Here is a 23,667-nt window from a genome sequence, read left to right on the forward strand (position 1 = left end):
GGCGTTATCGTTTTGGGACATACTCATCGACATATTCAGAAATGATATTCAGCAGATCAGTCACTGGCTCCGATGTCTGCTTGTTCTTGATGTAGGAAATACCGAAGTTGGCGGTCAAGACATCAGTTGGAATTTCGATGACGTTGATATGCTTTTTCTGCTCATCAGTTAAACGTCTTGGGTTGGCAAAGGGTTCAGGTGTGATGATTGCGCCGACATGTTCCAGCGCCAGATCTGATGCTAGATGCAGGTCAGGAACTTCAACATTAATTTCAGCTGTAACACCAATGTCATTCAAGAAGCTGGTGACTAATCGCTGATAGTTATCCTCTTGGGGCGTTCCGATGAATTCTTCACCTGAAAGCTTGGTCAAGTCAAGATCTTGATAATTCAGAAAGACTTTATCAGGATTATAGAGCTTGGACGTCTCAGGAATAATTAATACCAGCGGTAACTGCGCGATTGGCTTGTATTCGACTTTATGGCTTTGAAGGGCATGGCCAATGAAAAAGTCAAGGGTTCCTGACAAGAGTCGCTTTTCAGCATCTCAGCTGGTCATTCGCGTGATTTGAGCGTGAATGTTAGGATACTTGTTATAGAAACGAACCAACACGGGTTTGTACAAATCGTTCGTCACAACTTCATTGGATGCGATGGTTAAGTGACCATATTTAAACTGTGACAGATGCGTCATTTCCCGATCCAAATTGGCTCGCAAGCGATTTTCTTCCTGCAAAAAAGCCAGAAGTCGTTCGCCGGCATATGTCAGCTGAATTGGATGAGATGATCGATCGATTAACTTGACGCCAAAGTTAACCTCGGCATTTTTGATAACCCGACTGATATAAGGCTGGGTAACAAACAATGCTTGGGCAGCTTTTGACATGTTTCCTTGTGCCTGGATTTCTTCAAGAAACGAAAGTAATTTGCTGTTCATAATTGTAATTCTCCTTTGAAGACCTCTCGCCTTTTAGTTTATCTTCTAACCAGATTATATGATATCCTAGTAATATATGCATGAATAGTGACTTCTAATGTTGGTATTCAGCAAAAAAGCTACAACCAAGTATAGCAATTCCCCGTGAGCCAGTAAAGGACATGAATCTTTTACCCCGGGTATTATACTAATCTTAAGATTTCATAATTTATATTACTATTAGGTACTAATGTTGCGATGTAACTAACGAAGCAATAAATCATGCTAGCTTTGCATAAAATGGTAAAATAGTATCATGATTTTTATCCTTTCACTGGATACATAGCGGACAAAAGGGGGCTATAACAGTGAGAATTGAACAATCACCTGAATTTCAAATTCATTTACAAACATTAAGAAGCAAAGAAGAACTCTTTCTTGAAACAATTTATAATGTCGGCAACGGTCACCTGGGTGTCCGCGACTCGAATCCGCTCCAGGGAAACAACCATGACTATATTGGTTCTCCCGGCTTATTTATTAATGGCTTTTTTGATTACGAAGAGGTCGCCTATGGTGAGAAGTATCGTGGCTATCCCGACAATAATCAGGTTATCAACCGCTTATTTGATCCGCGATTTATCCGCATTAAAGTTGGTCATGAGGACTCAATGACCGATCACTTTAAAGTTGAAAATATCGATAAGAATCTGGACATGCAAACGGGGCTGCTCCACGAACTTTTTAGTGTCACAACGCCTGAAAACCGCAATTTCAATTTGGTGGTTGAAAGTTTTGCCAGTCTTAGTAAGCTCAATGTCTACGGCGTGAGATACTCAATTATTCCAACTAATTTTTCCGATGAAGTTGAAGTGATCAAAGTCCACGATTATGTGAATCAAACGGTTCATCAGCAGGATGAGGACGTTCGAGTCAGCACCGATTTGGGCCAAATGCAGCTGGACTTTATTCCAGATAACGGTCAGCCCAGCTATTTGGTTACGACTTTTCGAAGCCAGCAGGGGGCCATTATTACCTACGAGGCTAGTGAGAACTTTGCCCCTAACCCACCAATCGAATACTTCCGTGACGACAATCATCACTATGGTTATCGAAGTAAATATTACGCCAAACCAGGCAGCGCCAAGGACTTTGAGTTTTTGTTCGCGATTGGTGATATCCATCCATTAGTCAATGCCAATATGTATTCGGATCAATATTTATCATCGCTGAACAATTACATTAATGACACTTCCTTTAAATCAGAATTGATGGCGTCAGCGCAGGTTTGGCAGACTTTTTGGCTCCACAGTGACGTTGAAATTGACGGTGATCCTGCCCTGCAACTGTGCGTTCGCTTCAATCTGTTCGAACTCAACCAATCCGCCGGGCGAGACGAATTAACCAGTATTCCCGCGAAAGGACTAACTGGCAACGGCTATGGGGGTCACTTTTTCTGGGACACTGAAATATTCATGCTGCCTTTTTTTGCCTACACCCAGCCTGATGTCGCCCGGGAGTTATTGATGTTTCGATACCATACCCTTCAGATTGCCAAGGAACAGGCCAGTGATTTTGGCTTTGGCAAAGGGGCAATGTATCCTTGGCGGACGATTAATGGTTACGAATCGAGCGCCTATTGGTTGGCTGGGCAAGCCCAGTTCCACATTAATGCCGATATTGCCTTCGCAGTCGAACAGTATTATGAGATTACCGACGATGATGATTTTATCCGAAACTATGGATTCGAAATTATTTTAGAAACCGCCAGATTTTGGATGGAATATGGCAATTACGCTGATATCGACGGGAAACACCAATTTGTCCTCAACCGGGTAACGGGTCCGGATGAATATAGTGCCTTAGTTGATAATAATTATTACACCAACGTTTTGGCCCAACACAATCTACGCCTGGCAGTCAAGTATGTCCGGAAGTTTAAGGGTGACGATGGTATTTTAAGTCGCCTGCACGTTACGGATGAAGAAATTGCTGCCATGCGTGATGCCGCCGATGCAATGTATCTGCCCTACGATAAAGCAAAAAACGTTAAGCTGCAGTTTCAGAACTTTGAGCAGCTGCCGAAGATGGATCTGGCTGCCATTGACCAAAGCATGTTTCCATTATTGCTGCACTACCACCCGCTCATGCTTTACAGGCACCAAGTAAATAAGCAGGCTGACACTGTGATGGTTGATTTTATGTTTCCAGAAGGCAACACGGTCGATCAACTGAAAGCCGACTATGAGTTCTACGAGCCGATCACAACCCACGACTCCAGCCTCTCTAAAGCCATCTATGCCATTATTGCGGCTCGAATCGGTAAAGACCAGCAAGCCTACAACTTCTTCTCTCAGGCGGTGCAGACGGACCTGATGGATGTTTATCATAACACCAAAAACGGCATTCACGCTGGCAGTTTGGGAGCCGCTTGGGAAGGCATTATGTACGGTTTCGCCGGTATCGTGAACAACGCTAGCAGTTTTAGTCTTGAGCCGCATTTGCCTTCCACCTGGAATTGCTTGAAGTTCAAAGTTCATTTGTATGGAGATGAATTCAAATTTACGATTTATCAAGACTCAGTGGCAGTTGAACTAATGAATGGTGAGGGCGCAGACATTACAGTCTATAAGCAGCAAAAGAATCTTACACCTGAAAATCCCAGAGAAACTTGGAAGTATTAATGATTATTGTTGAAGAAAGTCTGAAATATGAAGGTCTTTTTTGGAAAACAGGCGAACTTTGGTTTATGATTTGTTATGATAGTGTTATGCAAATTCATCGTTGATTGCTGAATATTTACACAAGCCCAGGATCGTTTTGGGTGAGTCAATTTATCTGATGTGAAAGGGATGCACTTTATAATGAAGAAGGAAGCTCGTCAATCCAAAATTGAGCAGATTATTAATCAATATACGATTACAACCCAAGATGAACTGATGGAGAAGCTGAAGGTGGCCGGCATTAGTGTCACCCAGGCAACGTTGTCCAGGGATATTCGTGAGATGCAAATCGTCAAACAGCCCGATAGTTCGGGCAACTCACGTTACATGATTTTTAAATCAGGTAATCAAAACGAAATCGAACGAATGTATCGGATGATTAACGGCACGGTGACTGATATTAGCCAAATCCAGTTTGTGAACGTCATTCATACCCAGCCTAGCTACGCCAACCCATTAGCGGCCGTGATCGATGATCTTCACATGGAGAACGTTTCCGGGACTTTAGCCGGGTACGATACGATTGTGACGTTCAGCCCCTCAGTCGAGGCTGCTCGTGAGATTAACGATCTGTTTACCAAGCATGCCAACCCCGACTTATTGGTCTCATCGATTCAGGATGGGGAATAATGGTTCGAAGCTGTCGTTTTGGTGATTGATAATAGCAAAAAAATTAGGCTTTCTCAAAATTTGAGAAGGCCTAATTTTTTGTCCGCGTGATTATTTCGCAAAGCGTCGATAAATTCGTCGCCCAATCGCGCCAATTAGAAATGCCAGCCACCAAATGATGCCGACAATGGTGACAAGTTTGCCAAGTGCGAGTCCTGGTGTTTGATACTTTAATGAAATGAAGTGGCGACCAACCGGAATTCTGGCACCTACAAAGCCACGGTTAACCTTGAAGATGTCACCGGGTTGCCCATCGATCTTTAAGTGCCAACCGGTTGAGTAAGGAATTGAAGTTGTCAACACGCGGGTTCTGTCAGTTGTATCCGTATAACCACTGACAGAATTGTGGGTGACTTTTTGACTGGTTAGGCCTGCTCTTTGAAGCTGATGGATCTGTGTATCATATTGTCGGTTAAATGGAACCGCCATCAACCTGACCTGTTTGAACTTCAATTGCTTGACGCCGTTGAAGTGAATTGTCAGCGATTTTTGTATTTTGTCTGCATAGCCCAAATTCAGGACAATGTGCTGTCTGTCTTCGTAGTCCGAAAGGTTGTTTTCCGGTAATTGGCGGACGTAAGTGAAGTTATTGGGTGTTTGAACGGATAGCGTATACGCTCCCAGATCGGGATGCTGAAGAGCGGTTCTAATTCGGTCAATCTTTTCCAGTTTGGAAACCGGTGTTCCGTCAATAATTGAATCGGCAGTCAAACTGTTCAGCCGGTCTTTGGTTGAGTGGGCAGTATGGGAGATGCCGTCAATAACCAGGTACAGCTCTGAGTGACGAACCTTTTGCGGCTGCTTAATGTTCAACTGATAGGAAAGGTGGCGTCCTTGTGCGTCGTTATCCATGAGATGAAGGCCATTAGCGTTTTTAGCCTCATTTTGGACAACGATGCGATGGTTCTTAGCTAACACACTTCGCAACGGCTTCGCGTTTGGATTGATACCAGTTGCCTTTTCCCAAATTTTGACTTTATTAGCCGGCAAAGTGGTCTTATACTTCTTGGCGGTATCCCGATAACGGGCGTTTGGGGAAATCCGTAGACGATCTAGGACCGCCTTGACCGGGTTGTTAGCGATGTGCTGGTCAAATAATCGGGTGGTGTAAGGGACGGTCTGAACGTTATTTTGGGGTTCAGTCAATGAAACACCATCGACTGGTTTTTCAACCACTGCTCCGGACAGCATTGCCTGCTCACGTTGGAGCGGTGACATGTTATTGTAGTTCGCTGCTGAAATGACATACTTTTGTGTGTAGACCAGTGGCAGTGCCAGATTGGATTTTAACAAAATCGTTCCGGAATGGTTGCTGAGGCCACTGACTGGCTGCTCAGGAAAGTCGACAATTTTTCTGTTGCTTTCCCGAACATAGTGGAAGCCATACGGGATGGCCTGGGGCTTCTTGACGATATCGGTCTTGGCGAACATATATTTAACTCCCAGTAGGTTAAGTAGCGTTGTTCGGCCATCTGCCTCACCAAGGACTGAGTTGACAACCGCTTGTGAGTTGTCCAGCGATCGGCTGAATTGAAATAGGCTGCCATTTTGGATTGAGTAGTATGCCCCCAAATCATGGGTGCCTAAAACCATCGGAATGTTATTACCGGCCGTTCGGTGTGGATAATAGTTATGAATGGTGGTTGTTCGATAGAAATGATTATCGGACGCCAACTGGGTTTGAGCCCCGTCGTAATACTTATGAAGCCACTGTTCAGCGGATCCGGATGCCAAATTGGAATTGATATTCTTACTATTATTAGGACTGAACCAACCTTGCCCGGCACTGATCACATTGATGAAGACTAACCCGACCAAAATGTAACTCACCCGTTTAGGAGATATCTTGAGCGAGGTTTGGCAGGCGAACAATAGCAGAAAACTCAGTAATAGACCGTAAGCAACTAAATCGTTTTGCGGTAATTTCAAGGTAAATCCCTTGGTGATCCACACGAGGACAATCAAACCAGCACTGGAACCAATTAACCAGCGAAGATCATTTTGGGTCAAATTTTTGATTTGGTCGACGAGGATCATGGTTGCCAAACTCATTGGCAGAACAATCAGAAACAGCCAACGATTGGATGGCGTTGACATGGCATTGGCCACCGCGCTGAACTGTGGCAGCATTAATGCAATGACGGTGAGGGTAATGATGGTTGCCAGTGAACGGTAACGCTTAAAATGCCTGAGAACATAAACTGCGCCCAGAAATGTCAAGCCGCAGAAGTTCAGGACCAGCCAGTAGTCCTTGGTGGTGGTACTGGTAATCAGCTGGTTGGGCATTGCCAGGTAATATTTGAGTGGGTAAAGGATCAGTCCGTTGGCAAATTTGGCGTGATAGGCGATTCGAGTCGATTGAAAAACAGCTAAAAGCGTAGGAATGAGAATGACTCCGGCTGTCAGCAGGCCCGTTACGACCCCTTGGATTAAGCCGTAAATGATTCTGCCATTCTTCAGCCGTTCGGGATGATTGTGGTGGATATTGAAATATCGCGTCAGTAGATAAACAAACGTTCCGATTGCCAGCATGTAAGCAAAGTAAAAATTACTGATAAGCGCCAAGGCAACTGCGACGGCTAACGGCAGCCAATTTTGTTTGTGGAGGACTTTTTCGACCCCCATGGCCAGCAGTGGGAAAAGAATCATCGGAATTAAAAAGAATGGGTGATGCATCGATACATAAAAGTTGTAACCGGAAAAAGTATAAATCAATGTGCCGATCAATTTGCTATGGGTACTAAAATCTCGTTCGTTGGCCCAAGCAAGAAATGACAGTCCGACACAGTAGAGTCTAAGCAAAATCAGCACTTGAAAGCCCAACTCCAGTTTGGCAGCCGGGAACAGCGCGATTAGGTAGCTGAATGGATCACCAATTATGTAAAAAGCAAAGGTCGTCAGTTGATCTGCACCGGCACCAAAGTTCCACGACCAGCAGCTCATTGACTGGTGAGCAGTTCCTTGCAGCATTCGCTGAAATTGAGCCATTATTGGAAAATGTTGGGCAATTCCGTCGACATTCCAGATTAAGGTTTTACCGGCCAGCCAGGGGATCGTGTAGGTGGCAAGGCAGACAAGCAGAAAAGCGATGGAATAGATTAAATAAGTTCGAAACTGAAAGGACTTATTGCGAGTATCAATTCTCGTTTCCATGAAATTACCTCCAATACATATTCCATTTTGCCCGCATCGAGCCCAATAGACAAGGCTATTGGCATATTTTTAATGCTTGTAATATTGACGATCTGAGTCTAAAGCGATCTGCATGAACATTCATTGATAAACTTGAGCCAATTGAGTGAACCGCTTACATGGAGCGAGATTTCGTTGGGAGCTGCGAGTTTAAAAGTGAATTTTCTTTTACCAAACTGTGAATATTTTATGAAGTTAAAACATATTTATACCAAACAGATGAGAACAAAGTATGAATATTGTGAACAAAGTGTTATATTTAGGGTATTCGTAATTCTAATCAAAATCTTATGTTTTAATTTAAACATTTTACTTTGTATAATTAACCGGTAAAAGCCCTTTGTGAAAGGAATAATTAGCAGGATAATTCATAAAATGTAACCGCAATCATTTTCCGTCTTAATTGTGTTAGTTTTTTCACATTCGCAATGTTTAAAAACATACGGTAGCGTTTTCCAAAGGGGTTATGATGTAATTGTATTAATGGAAGAGGAGGTAACAAAATGACAAGTCCAATTCATGTAACATCGGAAATCGGTAAGTTGAAAACAGTTTTACTGAAGCGTCCGGGTAGAGAAATTGAAAACTTTACACCTGACATGATGCCCCGGTTATTATTCGATGACATTCCATATTTACCAATTGCCCAAAAGGAACATGATTACTTTGCCGATACTTTACGAGACAATGGTGTTGAAGTATTGTATCTTGAAAAATTAGCTGCTGAAGCGTTAGATGCAGCCGGTGACAAAGTTCGTAATGACTTCTTAGAGCAAATGCTGACCGAATCAGGATATGCAACGGGAACCATTCATGATGCATTGAAAGAATATCTTGGCAGTATGAATAACCAAGACATGGTCAACAAGATCATGGAAGGTATCCGTAAGAACGAGGTAGATTTTGTGCCAACAGACCTAGTAAGTGCTGCTGAAACTGAAAACTACGAATTCTACATGGATCCAATGCCTAACCTATACTTCACCCGTGACCCTTCGGCATGTATCGGTGAAGGATTGAGTATTAACCACATGACATTCCCTGCCAGACAGCGTGAATCACTCTTTAATGAGATTGTGATTAAGTATCACCCACGTTTCGCTGATAAAGGCGTTCATGTATGGCGTGATCGTAACCACGATACTCGTATCGAAGGTGGCGACGAATTAGTCTTGAACGATCACGTAATGGCAATCGGGGTTTCTCAACGAACTTCAGCTGATGCCATTCAAGATATTGCGAAGAGCTTGTTCAAAGAAGGCCACTTCGACACAGTGATTGCTATCAAGATTCCACATAACCATGCAATGATGCATTTGGATACTGTGTTTACAATGATTAACTACGATCAATTTACAGTTCATCCAGGAATTCTTGGCGAAGGTGGCCATATCGATACTTGGACAATTACGCCAGGTAAGAACGGCGACTTGAACCTGGACCACAGAACTGATCTCAAGCAAGTTTTGAAGGATGCACTGAAATTAGATGATCTGGATCTCATTCCAACTGGTAACGGCGACCCAATTATCGCTGGTCGTGAGCAATGGAATGATGGTTCAAACACCCTGGCAATTGCACCAGGCGTCGTTGTCACATATAACCGTAACTACGTTTCAAATGACTTACTCAGAAAGCATGGATTAAAAGTGCTCGAGGTTATCTCAAGTGAGTTGTCAAGAGGGCGTGGGGGTCCACGTTGCATGAGCTGCCCAATTGTTCGGGAAGACATCTGATAAGAGCGCGACTAGCAACGGGTGAGGCGGTTTCTAAGAGTACTTTGCTTAAAGTCCCTGGGTTTGGGACTTTAAGCAAAGTGCACTTAGAAGTTAGCCTAAGTTGCTTCGGAGCGTGTTTCCAAAGCAGCCTCATCCAGGCAGTTGACAAAAAACCACCTACCAATTAACTCAACTCTACATTCACAGCGCACAATCATAACGTTGTACCCAAAAACAATCATCATCAAGGAGAATTCGATTATGACAAAAGATTTTAGACAAAACGTATTTCAAGGACGCAGTGTATTAGCCGAAAAAGATTTCACTGCAGCCGAACTCGAATATTTGATCGACTTTGGTCTCCATTTGAAGGCTTTGAAAAAGGCCGGTGTGCCGCATCACTATTTGGAAGGCAAAAACATTGCCTTACTCTTTGAAAAGTCATCAACCCGTACTCGTTCAGCATTTACCACTGCAGCCATTGACCTTGGTGCCCACCCAGAATACTTGGGTTCAGGCGACATTCAATTAGGCAAGAAGGAATCGACTTCAGACACTGCCAAAGTGCTTGGCAGCATGTTCGATGGAATTGAATTCCGTGGCTTCAAGCAAAGTGATGCTGAAATTCTTGCCAGAGACAGTGGCGTTCCGGTATGGAATGGATTAACTGACGAATGGCACCCAACTCAAATGTTGGCAGATTTCATGACTGTTAAGGAAAACTTTGGCAAACTTCAAGGTTTAACCCTGACATTTATGGGGGACGGCCGTAATAACGTTGCCAACTCACTGTTGGTAACTGGCGCAATTTTGGGTGTCAACATCCACATTGTTTCACCTAAAGAATTGTTCCCAACCGATGAAATTCAAAACATTGCTAAGGGCTTTGCTGCAAAATCAGGTGCTAAACTGTTGATTACCGACGACCTTGATGAAGGTATGAAGGGCTCAAACATCGTTTATACCGACGTTTGGGTATCAATGGGCGAAAGCAACTGGGAAGAGCGTGTCAAGTTGTTAACACCATATCAAGTTAATATGGAAGCCTTGAAGAAGACCGGCACTCCTGACGATCAATTAATCTTCATGCACTGCCTGCCAGCATTCCACAATACTGAAACCGAATATGGTAAGGATATTGAGAAGAAGTATGGCATTACTGAAATGGAAGTTACTGATGAAGTGTTCACCAGCAAGTATGCTCGTCAATTTGAAGAAGCAGAAAACAGAATGCACTCAATCAAGGCTATGATGGCCGCAACACTTGGAAATCTATTTATTCCACGTGTATAAGACAAAGTAAAATTTCAGCCTAGTACCCACCTTGAAAAATAGCTCAACAATACAAGGGACTGGCAACAAAACATTTGTTTTGTCCCAGTCCCTTATTATTTTCTAAGACGGAGGAGAATTATTATGGGACGTAAAATCGTGGTTGCCCTCGGAGGCAACGCCATCCTATCAAAAGATGCTTCAGCTGCCGCTCAACAACAAGCGTTGCGCGATACGGCCGAGCACTTGGTCAAATTTATTGAAAACGGTGATCAGCTGATTATTTCACACGGGAATGGTCCCCAAGTTGGTAATCTGTTGTTACAGCAAGCCGACGGCAGCACCAATGATAATCCAGAGATGCCACTTGACTCCTGTGTTGCGATGACGCAGGGCAGCATCGGCTACTGGATGCAAAATGCAATGGATCAAGTCATTAAAGAAAAGGGGCTGGACAAGACAGTTGCGACGGTTGTGACCCAGGTGGAAGTCAGCCCTGACGATCCGGCGTTCGCTAATCCAACCAAGCCAATTGGTCCATTTATGAGCGAAGAAGATGCCGATTTGGCTAAGAAACAGAACCCAGACTTCAGCTTTGTGGAAGACGCCGGCCGTGGCTATCGGCGAGTTGTTCCTTCACCAAAGCCGATTGGTGTGGTTGAAACCAAGGCCGTGAACGCGTTGGTTGATGCCGGTATCGTGCCAATTTCAGTTGGTGGCGGTGGTGTTCCGGTAGTCAGTGACGGTAGCCGACTGGTTGGTAAGGAAGCGGTTATTGATAAGGATTTTGCCAGTGAAAAATTGGCGGAGTTGGTTGGCGCTGACGCATTAATCATTCTGACCGCCGTTCCAAACATCTTTGTCAACTTCAACAAACCTGACCAAAAGAAATTAGCACACGTTTCGGTTGCTGATTTGCACAAATACATCGGTGAAAACCAATTTGCACCCGGAAGTATGTTGCCTAAGGTACAAGCAGCGATTGATTTCGTCGAGGCAACCGGCAACGAGGCTGTTGTGACTGCGTTGGACAATATTGAAGGCTTTATTAATGATGGGTCAGGGACAATTATTTCGGATAAATAACACGTAAATGTTATTTTGTCCTTAAAATCATCTTAGACTTTGTTTAATGTACAATCAGGTTATTTGAGGTACACTTCTAATAAGAACACAATTATGTAACCGTTTTTGGGAGTGTATTTATGATTTTAAAGAATAAGAGTGATTATGAGTATTATGCTAAAAAACTGCGCAGCCATCCTGAATTTAGTCCGTTGAGCGACAAGTACGTCAATCAGTTGATTGACGAAATGACTGTTAAGACCTATCAACGTGGTCAGATTCTGTTTGACCAGGGGGATCCCCGCGATCGATTCTACTACCTAATCGACGGTGTTTGTAAATCGTTTCACTGGGATAAAGACGGCGGAGAACAGCTGTATTTGTACATTCGACCGGAAAAGGCATTTCCGTATATTGGCTTATTTGAGGACGATCATTATGCATATACGGTCCAGACAATGTCTGAAGTCAAACTCGCCGAGTTTCCAATGCCGATTTATGAGGAGATTTTACGTGAGAACTCCGAGCTGATGGTTAATGCTGTCAAGGACATGAGTCAAATCATTAACACCTCTGAGACACAACTCCAGCGAATGGTAACCACCAGCGCAAAATGCCGGGTTTGGAACGCGATTCTCTTCATTGGTCAACAAATTGGTGATTATCAAGAAGATGAGACAATCCTTGTCCCGTATCCAATTACATTGGTTGAGCTGTCCAAGGTGAGTGGTACCACGCGGGAAACGACCAGCCAGATGGTTCAGCAGCTGGTTTCCGAGAACAAGGTTCAATACAATCGTAAATATTTCAAAATTTTAGAGTTTGATGATGATTCATATTAATTAAATAATATTCGAGGGAGTGAGCTAAATGAAAGAGCATGATGGTAAATTAGGGCTGCTCGAACTGATCGGATTGGTTGTTGGATCAATTATCGGTGGTGGCGTTTTCAACCTGATGCACGATATGGCCAAAGGGGCCGGTGCTGGTGCGATTATCATTGGTTGGGTTATTACCGCCATCGGAATGGTGATGCTGGCCTTGACGTTCCAGAATTTGACCATGAAGCGCCCGGATCTGGATGCTGGTGTTTATAGTTATGCAGAAGCTGGATTTGGTAAGTACATGGGATTTAACTCGGCATGGGGATACTGGCTGTCCGCTTGGCTTGGAAACGTTGGCTATGCAACACTGTTAATGAGTGCGGTTGCCTACTTCCTACCCGTGTTTGGGGATGGACAAAACATTTGGTCCATCATTGCAGCATCGTTTATTTTATGGGCCTGCCATTTTATGATTTTACGAGGGGTCGAATCTGCCTCGTTTGTTAACACAATTATTACCATTGCCAAATTGATTCCAATCTTCCTATTCATCATTATCGTGTTATTCGCATTCAAGATGAATATGTTTACCAGCGACTTCTGGTTTACACCAAGTGGGAAATTTGAGTTTGGCAGTGTCATGGCACAAGCCAAGAGTACCATGTTAGTAACCGTTTGGGTCTTTATCGGAATTGAAGGGGCGGTCGTCTTCTCTGGCCGGGCTCGGAAACGTTCCGATGTTGGTAAGGCAACGGTTCTTGGAATTATCACCGTTATTTTGATTTATATGTTAATCACATTGCTATCATTTGGTGTTATGAGCCGCGCTGGATTAGCACATTTGACCCAGCCCGCAATGGCTGAACTGCTTCAAAGTTTGGTTGGTAAATGGGGCGCCATGGTTGTTAATGGCGGGTTAATCATTTCCGTTGTTGGTGCCTGGTTATCATGGACGATGTTTGCTGGTCAACTTCCATATGAAGCTGCTAAAGAAGGATCGTTCCCGAAAATGTTTGCTAAGGAAAATAAGAATGGGGCACCTATTACCTCATTAACGGTTACCAATATCTGTGTGGAAATCTTTATGTTCTCTTACCTGATTACGGCTTCTGCTTATAATTTCTTCTACTCAATTGCCAGTGCCGCAATTTTGATTCCTTACGCATTTTCGGCATTTTATCAGTTGAAATATTCATTCATGGAAGATCATGGCAAGGGAAGAGCTGGCAATATCATTGTCGGAATTATCTCCAGCCTGTATGCCTGCTGGTTGTTATTCGCAGCTGGCGCCAACTTCCTTCTCCTGATGTCATTACTGTTTGCTGCTGGGATTCCAGTATTCTGGATTTTACAGAAGAAAGATAACCATGCTGAGAAGGTCTTCGGACCAATTGAAATGCTGTTGGCAATCTTTATTGTCATTGCTGCGATCTATGCCATTTATGGATTGATTGTTGGACAGATTACGTTCTAACCTGGTCTCCTTCTTAATTGCAAAGCCAAATTATATTCAGATATCAAGTTTTGAACGTCAAAACGAGTTATCCCCATGCAAGAGTGAATACGCTTACTTAGGGATAACTCGTTTTTGTTAGTATAGTGATTAAAAATAAGCTGTCACAAACAAATACCCCGCCAATCCAAACGCTGCTAACGAAATCAAGATTCGCAGCAGATGGATATTCGAGTGACGAACAATGATGGGACCGGTATATCCGCCGATCAGTAAACCAAATCCAAGTGGGATCACGAGAAGCCAGTCAATATGAGACTTGAAGATAAAAATCACGGTAGCAATCAAATTACCGCCAAAGGCAATCACATTCTTCATGGCATTTACCACAGTAAACTGATCGTCAGTGATGACTGATAGGATTGCCAAAAAGATGACCCCGCCCGCGGCACCAAAGTAGCCCGTGTAAGCTCCGACAAGCACAATTCCGGTCAGGCTGACCAGTGACACCCAAAAGTGTTTGGTTGGTGTTTGGTGAGCCTGCTTCAATTTGGCAGTAGAAACGTCTTTTTTTCGGCCAGACATAAATAATAGAATTCCAGCAAACAGGATGAAGAACGGGACAACTTTTTCAAACGATGATGCTGGAGCAATTAGCAACAGCACACTTCCACCAATACTTCCGATTAACGAAAGAATGACGTATAGCGTTAACCTTTTCCAGTGGCCTCGGAGTTCTTTCAGTGAAGAAGCAGTGGCACCAATCCCGGAAAAGATTAATGCGGTGGTATTGGTGACGTTGGCGATCACCGGCGGTAGGCCGACTGCCAACAAGGCTGGGTAGGAAACAAGTGATGCCAGCCCGGCAACTGAGGCGAGCAGTCCCGCTGCGAAGCCAGCAATGATTAAGAAAATAAATGTGAGCACCATAAGTTGGGCTGACCTCTTTTCAATTTTTGGATACTTCTAATATACTACATTTTGAAAAGCAGTTGAATTCGTCTTGTAGCCGACTTGATTTCTAACACAAAATCATTGATAATATTTAACTATCAACTCAAGATGAAAGCAGGTTACTCATGACACAATTATTTTTTGACTTTGACGGTACAATTGCCGATTCAGAAACCGGCATTCTCAAGTCGCTCAAATACGCAGTCGGCAAAATGAAACTGCCTGAACTGACCCATGATCAATATTTAAAGTTTATTGGTCCGGCACTCAAAACCAGTCTGCAGAAATTTTACCCAGAACTATCTGAGGCGGATCAGATGAAGACTTTAAAATATTATGCAGATTACTATCGTAGTGAAGGAATGTTCCAACTTGATCTCTATCCCGGCATCGTTGAGGAGCTACAAAGGCTCAATGAGCAGGGCTATGGTGTCAACATTGCCTCTGCCAAGCCAGAAGATTTGATCCATGACCTAACGGATCAATTAGACCTGACCCAATACTTTACCGGTCGGTTTGGAGCTGGAACGGACGAGAAAACCCGGATGACCAAGACGGCGGTCCTAAAATATGCCTTGGAAGAAACTAATGCCAATCAAAACGACAGCATCATGATTGGTGATCGAGACACCGATATGCTTGGCGGCTACAATAACCATGTCAAGACACTGGGCGTTACCTATGGATTCGGAGATGTTCCCGAGTTGTTGGGCGCGCATGCCAATACGTTAGTGGACAAGCCTGAAGAGATTCAGGGCGGGGTTCAGAAATTAATTAGCTGATAACACAAAACGGATCGGGGGAAATTTCCTCGGTCCGCTTTTTTCGTTAGCTATTTGATGTTTAACTGACCCAGCCTGCTTCGACGCAGCGGAAATTGTTGCCGAGCATACTTTAAGGCTTGATATACGCAAAGCCTTGCTCCTGTAGCGAAACTAAATCAGCAACTCCTGCAGCGACAATTTCAACGTTTGCCGGTAACTCTGTTTCCTTAATCGAATGACTGTTCATCGAATTACTGCAAGCGTGGAATCTGACACCTTCTCTGCTAAATTGTTCGACGGAATTTCGCAGATGCTCATCCAGATAACCTTTGATGGCATCACCATTGACCAAGACAACGATATGATATTCTTCCTTATTCATGCGGCCATAATCCAGTAGATTGGTGATGTTACTTAATGTGTGATCCCACTTATCCAACTCATCAATGTGAAAGACAACTTTATGCATCATTATTCCCTCGTTTCATCAGCGTCTAATGAATCTAAGAATTCTTTGTAATCGGTGTGGACCTGTTTTGAATAATCGTTTGCCCAATTCATTAAAGCTGAGACCAACTTTTTCTTAGTTCCAACGTAACCGTGGACAATCGCTGCTGTGGGGCTTTGGGCGTGTCCCCGTGCTAACAGCAGCCCACAGATTTTAGCGTAAGTGGCGAAATTATCGGCGTCTAATTTATTCAAGTTAATCGATTCTTTCATATCCCAAAATTGGCGGACGTAGAAGCTGCGGCCGGTATCATCGTTGTGATAGAAGCCAAGTAGGGGATCGGACGCACGTTGGAGAATCTGCTGGCAGGTGACAATTCGCTCACCGTTGTCCGGTTTGCTTTGACTAAAGGGCGTCGTGACATCAAATCCTCTGAATCGTCGGGTCTGTAAGGCTTCCTTAATTTGGAGGACTAAATGGCTGCCGTCAATCGCAGTTAGTAAAACCAGGTAGCAGCGGGTCCCAAAACTCCCAACACCGACGCTGTGGCGAACAATATCACTGATATGAAATTGAGAGAGCAGAACGGTGACGTCCGGCCCGACCGATCGGGTATAACTGTGTAAGTGCTCACGAATTTCGTTGAACCGGCGCTCACTCACGTGGACGGTTCGAGGAGCATTTTCTTTAAAGACTAAATGCCCACGGGAATCCAGTGTCGTGAATTTTTTAACCACTTTATCAGAATTTCGCTGTTCGGCACTGTCGCGAATTTTCCACCATACTTTTGGTAGGGTGTGGTCGGTGTCTTCCGACTGCAGGAAAGATTCCACTTCAGTTGAGAAGTAGTAGCGTTCCATCGCTGAGTGGTTATCAAAACACTCGCTAAGGATCTGCTGGTAGGTTTCGACCGTTCCCCGCATAATCTCGTTAATCTGGTCACTGTCAAGTCCCAGCTGTTCTCCCTGGAGGACAATGCTGACAAGCAGTCGCCGCAGATCCCAGTCCCACGAGCCGATGGTAGATTCGTCGAAGTCATTGAGGTCAAAGAGAAGTTTTCGCTCCGGCGACGCATAAAAACCAAAGTTACCCAAGTGGGCGTCACCAGAAATAACGACTGGGATGTTGGTGGAAGTCTGCTTGGACAGGTCAAAGGCCATCAATTCGTCAGTGCCGCGGAAAAATGCGAAGGCGGAAGCTGCCAGGCGCTTATGTCGCAGCGGCATCAAATCCGTGATCATCTTTTCTTCAACGTGAGAAATTCCTTCAACCACGTTTCGTTTGACTGGGACGAATTTTCCTAGCTGGTCAAATGAAATCTGATCACGGATTTTTTTACCGTTATCAATCAGTTCATGAATTGATTTATCGATATTAATCTTTCTTAAGTCATAATGTAGGTTCCTGGTGGATTGGGCAAACGTCTTACTAGTGGCTGCCATTCAGGTCGACTCCTTTTTTTGACAATCTATAACCTCATTGTGGCAATTCCCAGTCCGTGAGTCAAGCGAAGCCAACTCATCTGCCGGCTTGATATGTTACAATGATACAAATGACCGATTTGAACGTAATGGAGAAGTAGTTTTATGAAAAAAATGTATTGGGAAAGTCTCGAAGTGAATAATCAAAAATTTTTCTTCACGGTGACTCAAAAGGGCTTGAATTTTGTGTCCAGCCCTGGGAAGTACCTGTCTGAACTTTTTGATTTTTATCCGGATCTCTATGATTTCCAATTTATGTATGACGATTCGGTGACCGCTGATTATTTAACTGAATTCACGGACTATTTTGATCAAAAGCGCAAAGACTTTGATTTGCCACTGGATTTGGAGAACATCGGAACTGACTTGCAGCATCAAGTCTGGGCCGAAATTCAAAAAATACCCTATGGCCAGACAATGACGTATAAGCAGTTAGCCGAAAACATTGGCAAGCCCAAGGCAATTCGGCCGGTGGCTCATGCCGTGGCAATGAATCCGGATCTCATCGTGATTCCCTGTCATCGAGTGGTGAAAAGCAGTGGCGACGTTGGGGACTATCGCGGTGGTAAAGAAACAAAAAAAGCCCTTCTCGAATTGGAGAAGAAGCCGATTGAAAAGCATGCCTTGATTGGCAAACTGCCATTACCCAAGCTTAGTCAACTAGGTAAATCTGATCTTTAATTAAATCAAATGGCTGATGATGCCGGTTCAATTGTTTGGCAGTCTCTGGCTTAATGAAGTGAGCCTGTTGCCAAAAGGCTTTCGAATCGGTTGCACCATTCTTTTCGCCGATAACGATTAATTCCAAATCGTTATCGGCTTTTCTAATCGCGTTGAGGACATCGACATCAATGGTTTGTTTGTCTGGTGACCAACTCATGATGACGTATTTAACCTGGTCTTTATATTTGGCGATTGCCGCCACTGCATCCAGCTTTTCGACGTGAATTAGCTGATGCTGACCCGTTTGATTTTCCTGAACCCACTCAAGGCTGTCAGTTGGAAAGACTTTGACGTTGAGATCACTCAGCCCTTTGGAAATATAACCGTTGCCTGCCATGACTTCCAATACTGGTGCATCACCAATGTAGTCAGCGAGATCTTTGATAAATGGGGCGGAAATATAAGTCCACATTCCGTATTGACTCTCCAAATAATCACGGAATGACCGCAATTGTTTATCGAGTTTTGGCAGGGCGTCCGACAACTCGGCCCAGAGCTTGTCACCTTGTGGATCACCGGGCTTGAATCGATTGTTGATATCTTTGAAAATCTGAACCTGGATATCGTCTGGGAGGATTAACTCCGGCAAGTCCTGCGGGAGTAATCCCTGTTTAATTAAGTGGTCACTTTCGACGACATTATTGATCAGAAATTTAACCTGGGGATAGGCACTGAATTGGTCGCGGTATTTTAGCATCTGCGTGATGTAGTTGGACTCAACCGATTGCGTGTTTGGGTGCTTTCTCTTCAGTAGTTTTTTCTTTTGTTTGTTGGTTAGCATGGTGAGCTCCTTTTGATGGGCGCAAGTTTGATTTGGATGTGAGGTTGTCTAGTTACCTGACGATCGGCCAGAGGGTAGTTTCTAAGTTCACTTTAATTAGGGTGTGCTTAGAAGCACGTTTGTTAGGTTATTATGTGCTCCCTTCTGCCATTAAAATACGCTCCGACGGGCCAGAGGCTAACTTCCAAGGGGACTTTAATTAAAGTTCCAAACCCAGGAACTTCAATCAAAGTCCCCTTGGAAACCGCCTCTACCAGCCCCCGTCGCGCTCTGATTAAATACGCTTCCTAGGGTAGCAACCTGCGCCTAAGCCACTTCCAACGAAAATCAGACTCGATTTCCGTTGGAAGTGGCTTAGACTACGGTTGCTAACCGCCCTATTCCGCGCTCTTAAATGTCAAGCCTTCCCTGCTCCGTTCGTGGGCCTTGCTCATGTGGCACATTGCTTCTTCCGTGGACGTATCCGGAAATCAATTGATAAATTTCGTAACGGTCCTTTGAGCTTAAATCTTTGCCATTGAATTGCAAGCTCTTGTCGGAGATAAACAATTTTGCAAGATCATATGTGTTGTTTTCAGTTAAGCCCGTTAAATAATCCATGGTGACATCGAAGAACTTGGCGAGCCGCTGGATTTCAACATAATTGGGCGTTCTGATGCCACGTTCCCAGTTGCCGATCTGAGAGCCGGTACTTTCGTGCTCCTTGTCAGTTGGGGAATCTTTGTTGATCGCGCGGGCGAGTTCTTCCAAAGTTAATTGTTGGCCTTTTCTTAATGCTCGTAATCTTTCTGGAAACATGTGATCACCGTCCTGTTCGTTACTTATATTATACGACTTTTTTGCTAATCACCAAATTTCGGCGGTAAAATTCAGAATGTGGTATATTTAACACGAGAAAAATTGAATTGGTGGGATGGATGAATGAAACGAAAAACAAAAGTCATCATTGGGCTGGCATCTGCTGCGGTCATTATTGCAGGCGGCCTATTTGGTGCTGGGATGTATTTCTACAATGTTGCAGTCGTGCCGGCACCTAAATCATTTTTAAGCAAAACTCAGCCCATTAAGCCCGGTAATTCGCGCTATCCGGCTCACAAATGGTATCAAGACGCCCACAAGCAGCATTGGTTTGAAATGTCTGCTACTCGACACCTGAAGTTAGATGCTAATTACATATCAGCTGATAAGGCCACCAAGAAGACCATTATTATTGCCCATGGCTTTATGTCCAACAAGAACCGGATGTTTGACTATGCGTACCTATTCCATAACCTTGGCTACAACGTCTTATTACCCGACGCCCGTGGCCATGGTCAAAGTCAGGGGAACTATATTGGTTATGGCTGGCCGGATCGTTTGGACTACGTTAAATGGGTCAAAAAGGTGATTCACCAAAACGGTCAGAAGTCTGAAATTGCGATATTTGGAACCAGCATGGGCGGTGCCACGACAATGATGGTCAGCGGTGTCAAGGGATTGCCCACTCAGGTTAAGGCGTTTATTGAAGACTGTGGCTACACCGATGTCTATTCTGAGATTGCCTATCAGGCCAAAGAATTGTATCACTTACCTAAATTCCCATTGGTTGATATTGTTTCTGGCATTAACCATGTCAAGAATGGTTATTCTTTCAAAAAAGCCAGTGCGTTGAAGCAGGTCGCCAAAAATAAACGGCCAATGCTGTTTATTCATGGTGCTAAAGATCAATTTGTCCCGACTAAAATGGTGTACCCATTGTATCGGGCGGACAGGGGACCAAAGCAGCTGTTGATTGTCCCGGGAGCTGGGCACTCACGATCATTTAGCACCCACCCGAAACTTTATTCCGACACCGTCAAAAAGTTTTTGAATCACTATTTGAACTAAGAATAAACTTTGACGACTTCAATCAGGGAGCAGTATGTTAAACTATTACTAGGACTGTTTTAGAAAGGAGGTTCGCACTTGCTACTAATCATTATACTAGCTATTTTTGCGGCCATTGTTGGCGTTATTTGTGGCTTGCAGCTGCAGAAACGTCATTTTCAACAGGAAATTCAAAATGCCAAAGCGGCTGCTGAACAGCTGCTAACCAACGCTAATAAAGATGCCCAAGAAAAATCTGCCAAGATTATTTCCGATGGTAAACACCAAACGATTGACTATCAAGATTCGATTGAAGAGGAACTTGACAGTTATCAAGCGGATAATGTCACGCGACAAAGCCGTATTCAACAACGTGAAACTGGGTTGAAACAAACCGAAGCCCGTTTGGATCAACTTCATTCTAAACTGGCTGAGGAAAGCCATGAAATCAACCAAAAGAAAGATGAAATTGAGCAGCTCCATCATAGGGCAACCGACTTATCCAAGGAGCGGCTGAAGACACTACAGGAACGCGGTTCGCTCAGCCTAGATGAGGCTAAACAGCAAATTCTGGATGAATTAAAGACGGCGTTAAAACGTGAAAAAGATATTGAATTGAAGTATCAAGATGACGAAGCACAGGTCAATGCTCCTAAGGTTGCTAAAATTTTGGCTGACGACGCCATCCAACGCGGACCCGTTGACATGCCCAGAGAGCACATTGAACATTCAGTTCAAATTACTGATAATAACACCAAACAAAAGTTAATTGGTCGCGAGGCTTCTAATATCCGCTACATTGAAAGCTTGACCGGTACTGACTTGGTTTTTGATCCCGATGACCCACATTTGTTACACGTGGTCACACAAGATCCTTTGAGACGTGAAGTTGCCAAGACGGTGATTACCAATTTGGCGGTCACCAAGCAGATTAATCCCCAATCAATTGAGCACCAGGTTGGGGTCGCCCAATCGGATTTGATGAATGAACTGCGACGGACCGGTGAGAAAGTGGTCGGTTCGCTTCACATCGGCTGGATGCATCCGGATCTCTTAAAGATTGTCGGCCGGCTGAAATATCGAACCAGCTATGGTCAAAACGTTTTGAATCACTCGATTGAAGTGGCGGATATTTCGGGGATGCTGGCGGCAGAATTGGGCCTTAACGTGAAGATTGCCAAGCTGGCTGGTTTACTTCATGATATTGGTAAAGCAATTGATAGAGAAGTCGATGGTACCCACGTTGAATTGGGAGTCAAAATTGCTGAGACTTATGGTGAAGATCCGCAAGTTATCAATTCGATTGCCTCTCACCACGGTGACGTGGAAGTGACGACGCCAATTGCCCATCTGGTTGCTGCTGGGGATTCCATTTCCGGTGGGCGTCCAGGTGCTCGAAGTGAGTCTGTGGAAGAGTACGTTAACCGACTTAAGAATTTGGAACGAATTGCCAGCTCCAAGCAGGGTGTCAAAGAAAGCTATGCCATCCAAGCGGGCCGCGAAATTCGAATTGTGGTTGATCCCAAGAAGCTGGACGACCAGCAGAACCAACAGCTGGCTAATGAAGTCAAAGATGAGATTGAAAATGAGTTAACTTACCCAGGTAAGATTAAGGTCACTTCGATTCGGGACTTCAAGGCAGTGGCTTATGTTGGCGCCGAGAAGAAAAAAGGGCATCGTAAATTGAAGAAAGCATAACAAAAAAGCCAATCCGAGTATGGATTGACTTTTTGAAAATGTATCATTTGTTTTCGAATTATATCGACTCGGTGCAATCCAGTTCAATGTTAGCTAAGAAGGATCTATTTTGAACCAGCTAAAAATCCTTGGTAAAAAGCGTTTGAAACATTTGAGGAGTCAATTAGAATGATTCCAAAAACATTTTTTCCACATTTCCTTAAGAATGATGTTGCAGTTGGATGATTTGATTTCATCCATTTTCCAAACGCCTTACCGCCTTTATAGGATGCCTCAAATCCGGTAAGAATTTCTCCTAGATGCCCCCAGTTAATCCCCTCGGGTTGCCCCCAAATGCCTGATTGTGGAGAGATTGGGCTTCCATCACCATTTGTCGGGGTAGTTACCGATGGGACGTCCGGTTGCACATAATAAACGTAATTTGTGTCCGGAATTTCAATTACTTTTTGTCCTGATTCGAGTTCTTGTGCGATTTCATAGTATTGAGAATCACTGAGAGAAATATCTAAGCTATCTAGATTTGTGATTATCTGTTTAGATGCTGATGGATTATCAGGATTCTGACTATTTTCGGATTGAGTCGCAGTTTCATCCGCATGTGCCGTGTAAGCTGACGGAACAGTAACACCAGTTACGATTAGGGCTGCGAATACAACACTGAAATGTTTAATGATAGATTTCATTTTCTATACCTCCATTTACTTGCTAATAATTATTGACAGTAACGAGTAAGCAAAGGAAAGAAGTAGGCAAACCACACATATGTTCCGCATTAATAGAGGGATTTTGTATGCGGGGACATAGGAATCTAGTTTCATAATTTCACCAGACCAGAAGTAAAGCGCCATAATGGTGAACACATAATATTGAATTTGATCTAAGGTATTCATATTAAGTATTACGAATGGAATGCAAATTAACACGAGGCCGCAAAATACTTCGAACAAACTTAACTGTGTCTTGAGGCTATGATTTTTTTTCACTATTACCAAACCTTTCCTTTGCTAAACTATACGAGATAACATTGAACTCTCATGCGCTTGATTCTGGATTATTGAGGTTGATCATAATTCGAATTCAAAAAAGCACGTGACCTTGACATTATATTTTACAAATCATTATTTGCAATTGTCATTAAAAT

At 43.8% G+C, this 23,667-nt stretch carries 20 protein-coding genes; 11 read left to right on the plus strand and 9 right to left on the minus strand.

Annotated features, from left to right (window positions below; translation table 11 throughout):
* Window positions 1-4: 4 nt before the first annotated feature.
* Together LPKJCM_RS13455 and LPKJCM_RS13460 are read right to left on the minus strand one after the other, a co-directional pair.
* Window positions 5-529, minus strand: coding sequence for a LysR family transcriptional regulator substrate-binding protein (locus LPKJCM_RS13455; RefSeq protein WP_225364109.1), 525 nt, complete (start codon window positions 527-529; stop codon window positions 5-7).
* A gap of 18 nt (window positions 530-547) precedes the next feature.
* Window positions 548-937 (minus strand): LysR family transcriptional regulator, encoded by a 390-nt coding sequence (locus LPKJCM_RS13460; RefSeq protein WP_225364110.1) that lies wholly within the window; start codon window positions 935-937, stop codon window positions 548-550.
* Window positions 938-1,284: 347 nt separating this feature from the next.
* On the opposite strand from LPKJCM_RS13460, the gene LPKJCM_RS04140 reads away from it, so the two are divergent.
* Window positions 1,285-3,600 (plus strand): glycoside hydrolase family 65 protein, encoded by a 2,316-nt coding sequence (locus LPKJCM_RS04140; protein ID WP_057962563.1) that lies wholly within the window; start codon window positions 1,285-1,287, stop codon window positions 3,598-3,600.
* 180 nt (window positions 3,601-3,780) lie between these two features.
* The gene (locus LPKJCM_RS04145; protein ID WP_057962562.1) at window positions 3,781-4,269 is read left to right on the plus strand and encodes an arginine repressor; all 489 of its coding nucleotides are present in this window, start codon (window positions 3,781-3,783) and stop codon (window positions 4,267-4,269) included.
* 90 nt (window positions 4,270-4,359) lie between these two features.
* Here the strand turns inward: LPKJCM_RS04145 and LPKJCM_RS04150 are convergent, their stop codons facing one another.
* Window positions 4,360-7,461: a YfhO family protein gene (locus LPKJCM_RS04150; protein ID WP_057962561.1), complete on the minus strand. Its 3,102-nt coding sequence runs from the start codon at window positions 7,459-7,461 to the stop codon at window positions 4,360-4,362.
* A 542-nt stretch (window positions 7,462-8,003) separates the two neighbouring features.
* Between LPKJCM_RS04150 and arcA the strand changes: the two genes are divergently transcribed.
* From arcA to arcD, 5 genes are all read left to right on the plus strand, one after another.
* Entirely contained in the window at window positions 8,004-9,236 is a 1,233-nt protein-coding gene (gene arcA, locus LPKJCM_RS04155; protein WP_014939465.1) for an arginine deiminase, read from the plus strand.
* A 243-nt stretch (window positions 9,237-9,479) separates the two neighbouring features.
* A complete protein-coding gene (argF, locus tag LPKJCM_RS04160; protein WP_057962560.1) occupies window positions 9,480-10,511 on the plus strand; it encodes an ornithine carbamoyltransferase in 1,032 nt (343 codons plus the stop codon).
* A 123-nt stretch (window positions 10,512-10,634) separates the two neighbouring features.
* Entirely contained in the window at window positions 10,635-11,576 is a 942-nt protein-coding gene (arcC, locus tag LPKJCM_RS04165) for a carbamate kinase (protein ID WP_057962559.1), read from the plus strand.
* A 119-nt stretch (window positions 11,577-11,695) separates the two neighbouring features.
* Complete coding sequence (locus LPKJCM_RS04170; protein WP_057962558.1) at window positions 11,696-12,397, plus strand: Crp/Fnr family transcriptional regulator; 702 nt, start codon at window positions 11,696-11,698, stop codon at window positions 12,395-12,397.
* Window positions 12,398-12,425: 28 nt separating this feature from the next.
* Entirely contained in the window at window positions 12,426-13,853 is a 1,428-nt protein-coding gene (gene arcD, locus LPKJCM_RS04175) for an arginine-ornithine antiporter (RefSeq protein ID WP_057962557.1), read from the plus strand.
* Window positions 13,854-13,982: 129 nt separating this feature from the next.
* Here the strand turns inward: arcD and LPKJCM_RS04180 are convergent, their stop codons facing one another.
* Window positions 13,983-14,762, minus strand: a complete 780-nt coding sequence (locus LPKJCM_RS04180) for a sulfite exporter TauE/SafE family protein (protein ID WP_057962556.1) — start codon at window positions 14,760-14,762, stop codon at window positions 13,983-13,985.
* A gap of 149 nt (window positions 14,763-14,911) precedes the next feature.
* Between LPKJCM_RS04180 and LPKJCM_RS04185 the strand changes: the two genes are divergently transcribed.
* Window positions 14,912-15,568, plus strand: coding sequence for an HAD hydrolase-like protein (locus tag LPKJCM_RS04185; protein WP_057962555.1), 657 nt, complete (start codon window positions 14,912-14,914; stop codon window positions 15,566-15,568).
* A 112-nt stretch (window positions 15,569-15,680) separates the two neighbouring features.
* On the opposite strand, the gene LPKJCM_RS04190 is transcribed toward LPKJCM_RS04185, so the two are convergent.
* A complete protein-coding gene (locus LPKJCM_RS04190) occupies window positions 15,681-16,019 on the minus strand; it encodes a DsrE family protein (protein WP_057962554.1) in 339 nt (112 codons plus the stop codon).
* Between the two features lie 2 nt (window positions 16,020-16,021).
* The gene (locus LPKJCM_RS04195) at window positions 16,022-17,440 is read right to left on the minus strand and encodes a DUF2252 domain-containing protein (protein ID WP_057962553.1); all 1,419 of its coding nucleotides are present in this window, start codon (window positions 17,438-17,440) and stop codon (window positions 16,022-16,024) included.
* A 144-nt stretch (window positions 17,441-17,584) separates the two neighbouring features.
* On the opposite strand from LPKJCM_RS04195, the gene LPKJCM_RS04200 reads away from it, so the two are divergent.
* Window positions 17,585-18,160: a methylated-DNA--[protein]-cysteine S-methyltransferase gene (locus tag LPKJCM_RS04200; RefSeq protein WP_057962552.1), complete on the plus strand. Its 576-nt coding sequence runs from the start codon at window positions 17,585-17,587 to the stop codon at window positions 18,158-18,160.
* On the opposite strand, the gene LPKJCM_RS04205 is transcribed toward LPKJCM_RS04200, so the two are convergent.
* Both LPKJCM_RS04205 and LPKJCM_RS04210 read right to left on the minus strand, forming a co-directional pair.
* On the minus strand, window positions 18,132-18,983 hold the full coding sequence (locus LPKJCM_RS04205) for a hypothetical protein (protein ID WP_057962551.1): 852 nt from the start codon (window positions 18,981-18,983) through the stop codon (window positions 18,132-18,134). The two genes, LPKJCM_RS04200 and LPKJCM_RS04205, sit on opposite strands and share 29 nt — an antisense overlap.
* Window positions 18,984-19,373: 390 nt before the next feature.
* Window positions 19,374-19,781, minus strand: coding sequence for a helix-turn-helix domain-containing protein (locus LPKJCM_RS04210; protein ID WP_057962550.1), 408 nt, complete (start codon window positions 19,779-19,781; stop codon window positions 19,374-19,376).
* A gap of 123 nt (window positions 19,782-19,904) precedes the next feature.
* Between LPKJCM_RS04210 and LPKJCM_RS04215 the strand changes: the two genes are divergently transcribed.
* Entirely contained in the window at window positions 19,905-20,849 is a 945-nt protein-coding gene (locus LPKJCM_RS04215) for an alpha/beta hydrolase (protein ID WP_057962549.1), read from the plus strand.
* 78 nt (window positions 20,850-20,927) lie between these two features.
* The gene (gene rny, locus LPKJCM_RS04220) at window positions 20,928-22,526 is read left to right on the plus strand and encodes a ribonuclease Y (RefSeq protein WP_057962548.1); all 1,599 of its coding nucleotides are present in this window, start codon (window positions 20,928-20,930) and stop codon (window positions 22,524-22,526) included.
* 104 nt (window positions 22,527-22,630) lie between these two features.
* Here rny and LPKJCM_RS04225 read toward each other — a convergent pair whose 3' ends face one another.
* A complete protein-coding gene (locus LPKJCM_RS04225) occupies window positions 22,631-23,209 on the minus strand; it encodes a hypothetical protein (RefSeq protein WP_057962547.1) in 579 nt (192 codons plus the stop codon).
* Between the last annotated feature and the right edge of the window lie 458 nt (window positions 23,210-23,667).

The organism is Lentilactobacillus parakefiri, from assembly GCF_002157585.1.
GTDB classification, from domain to species: Bacteria; Bacillota; Bacilli; order Lactobacillales; family Lactobacillaceae; genus Lentilactobacillus; species Lentilactobacillus parakefiri.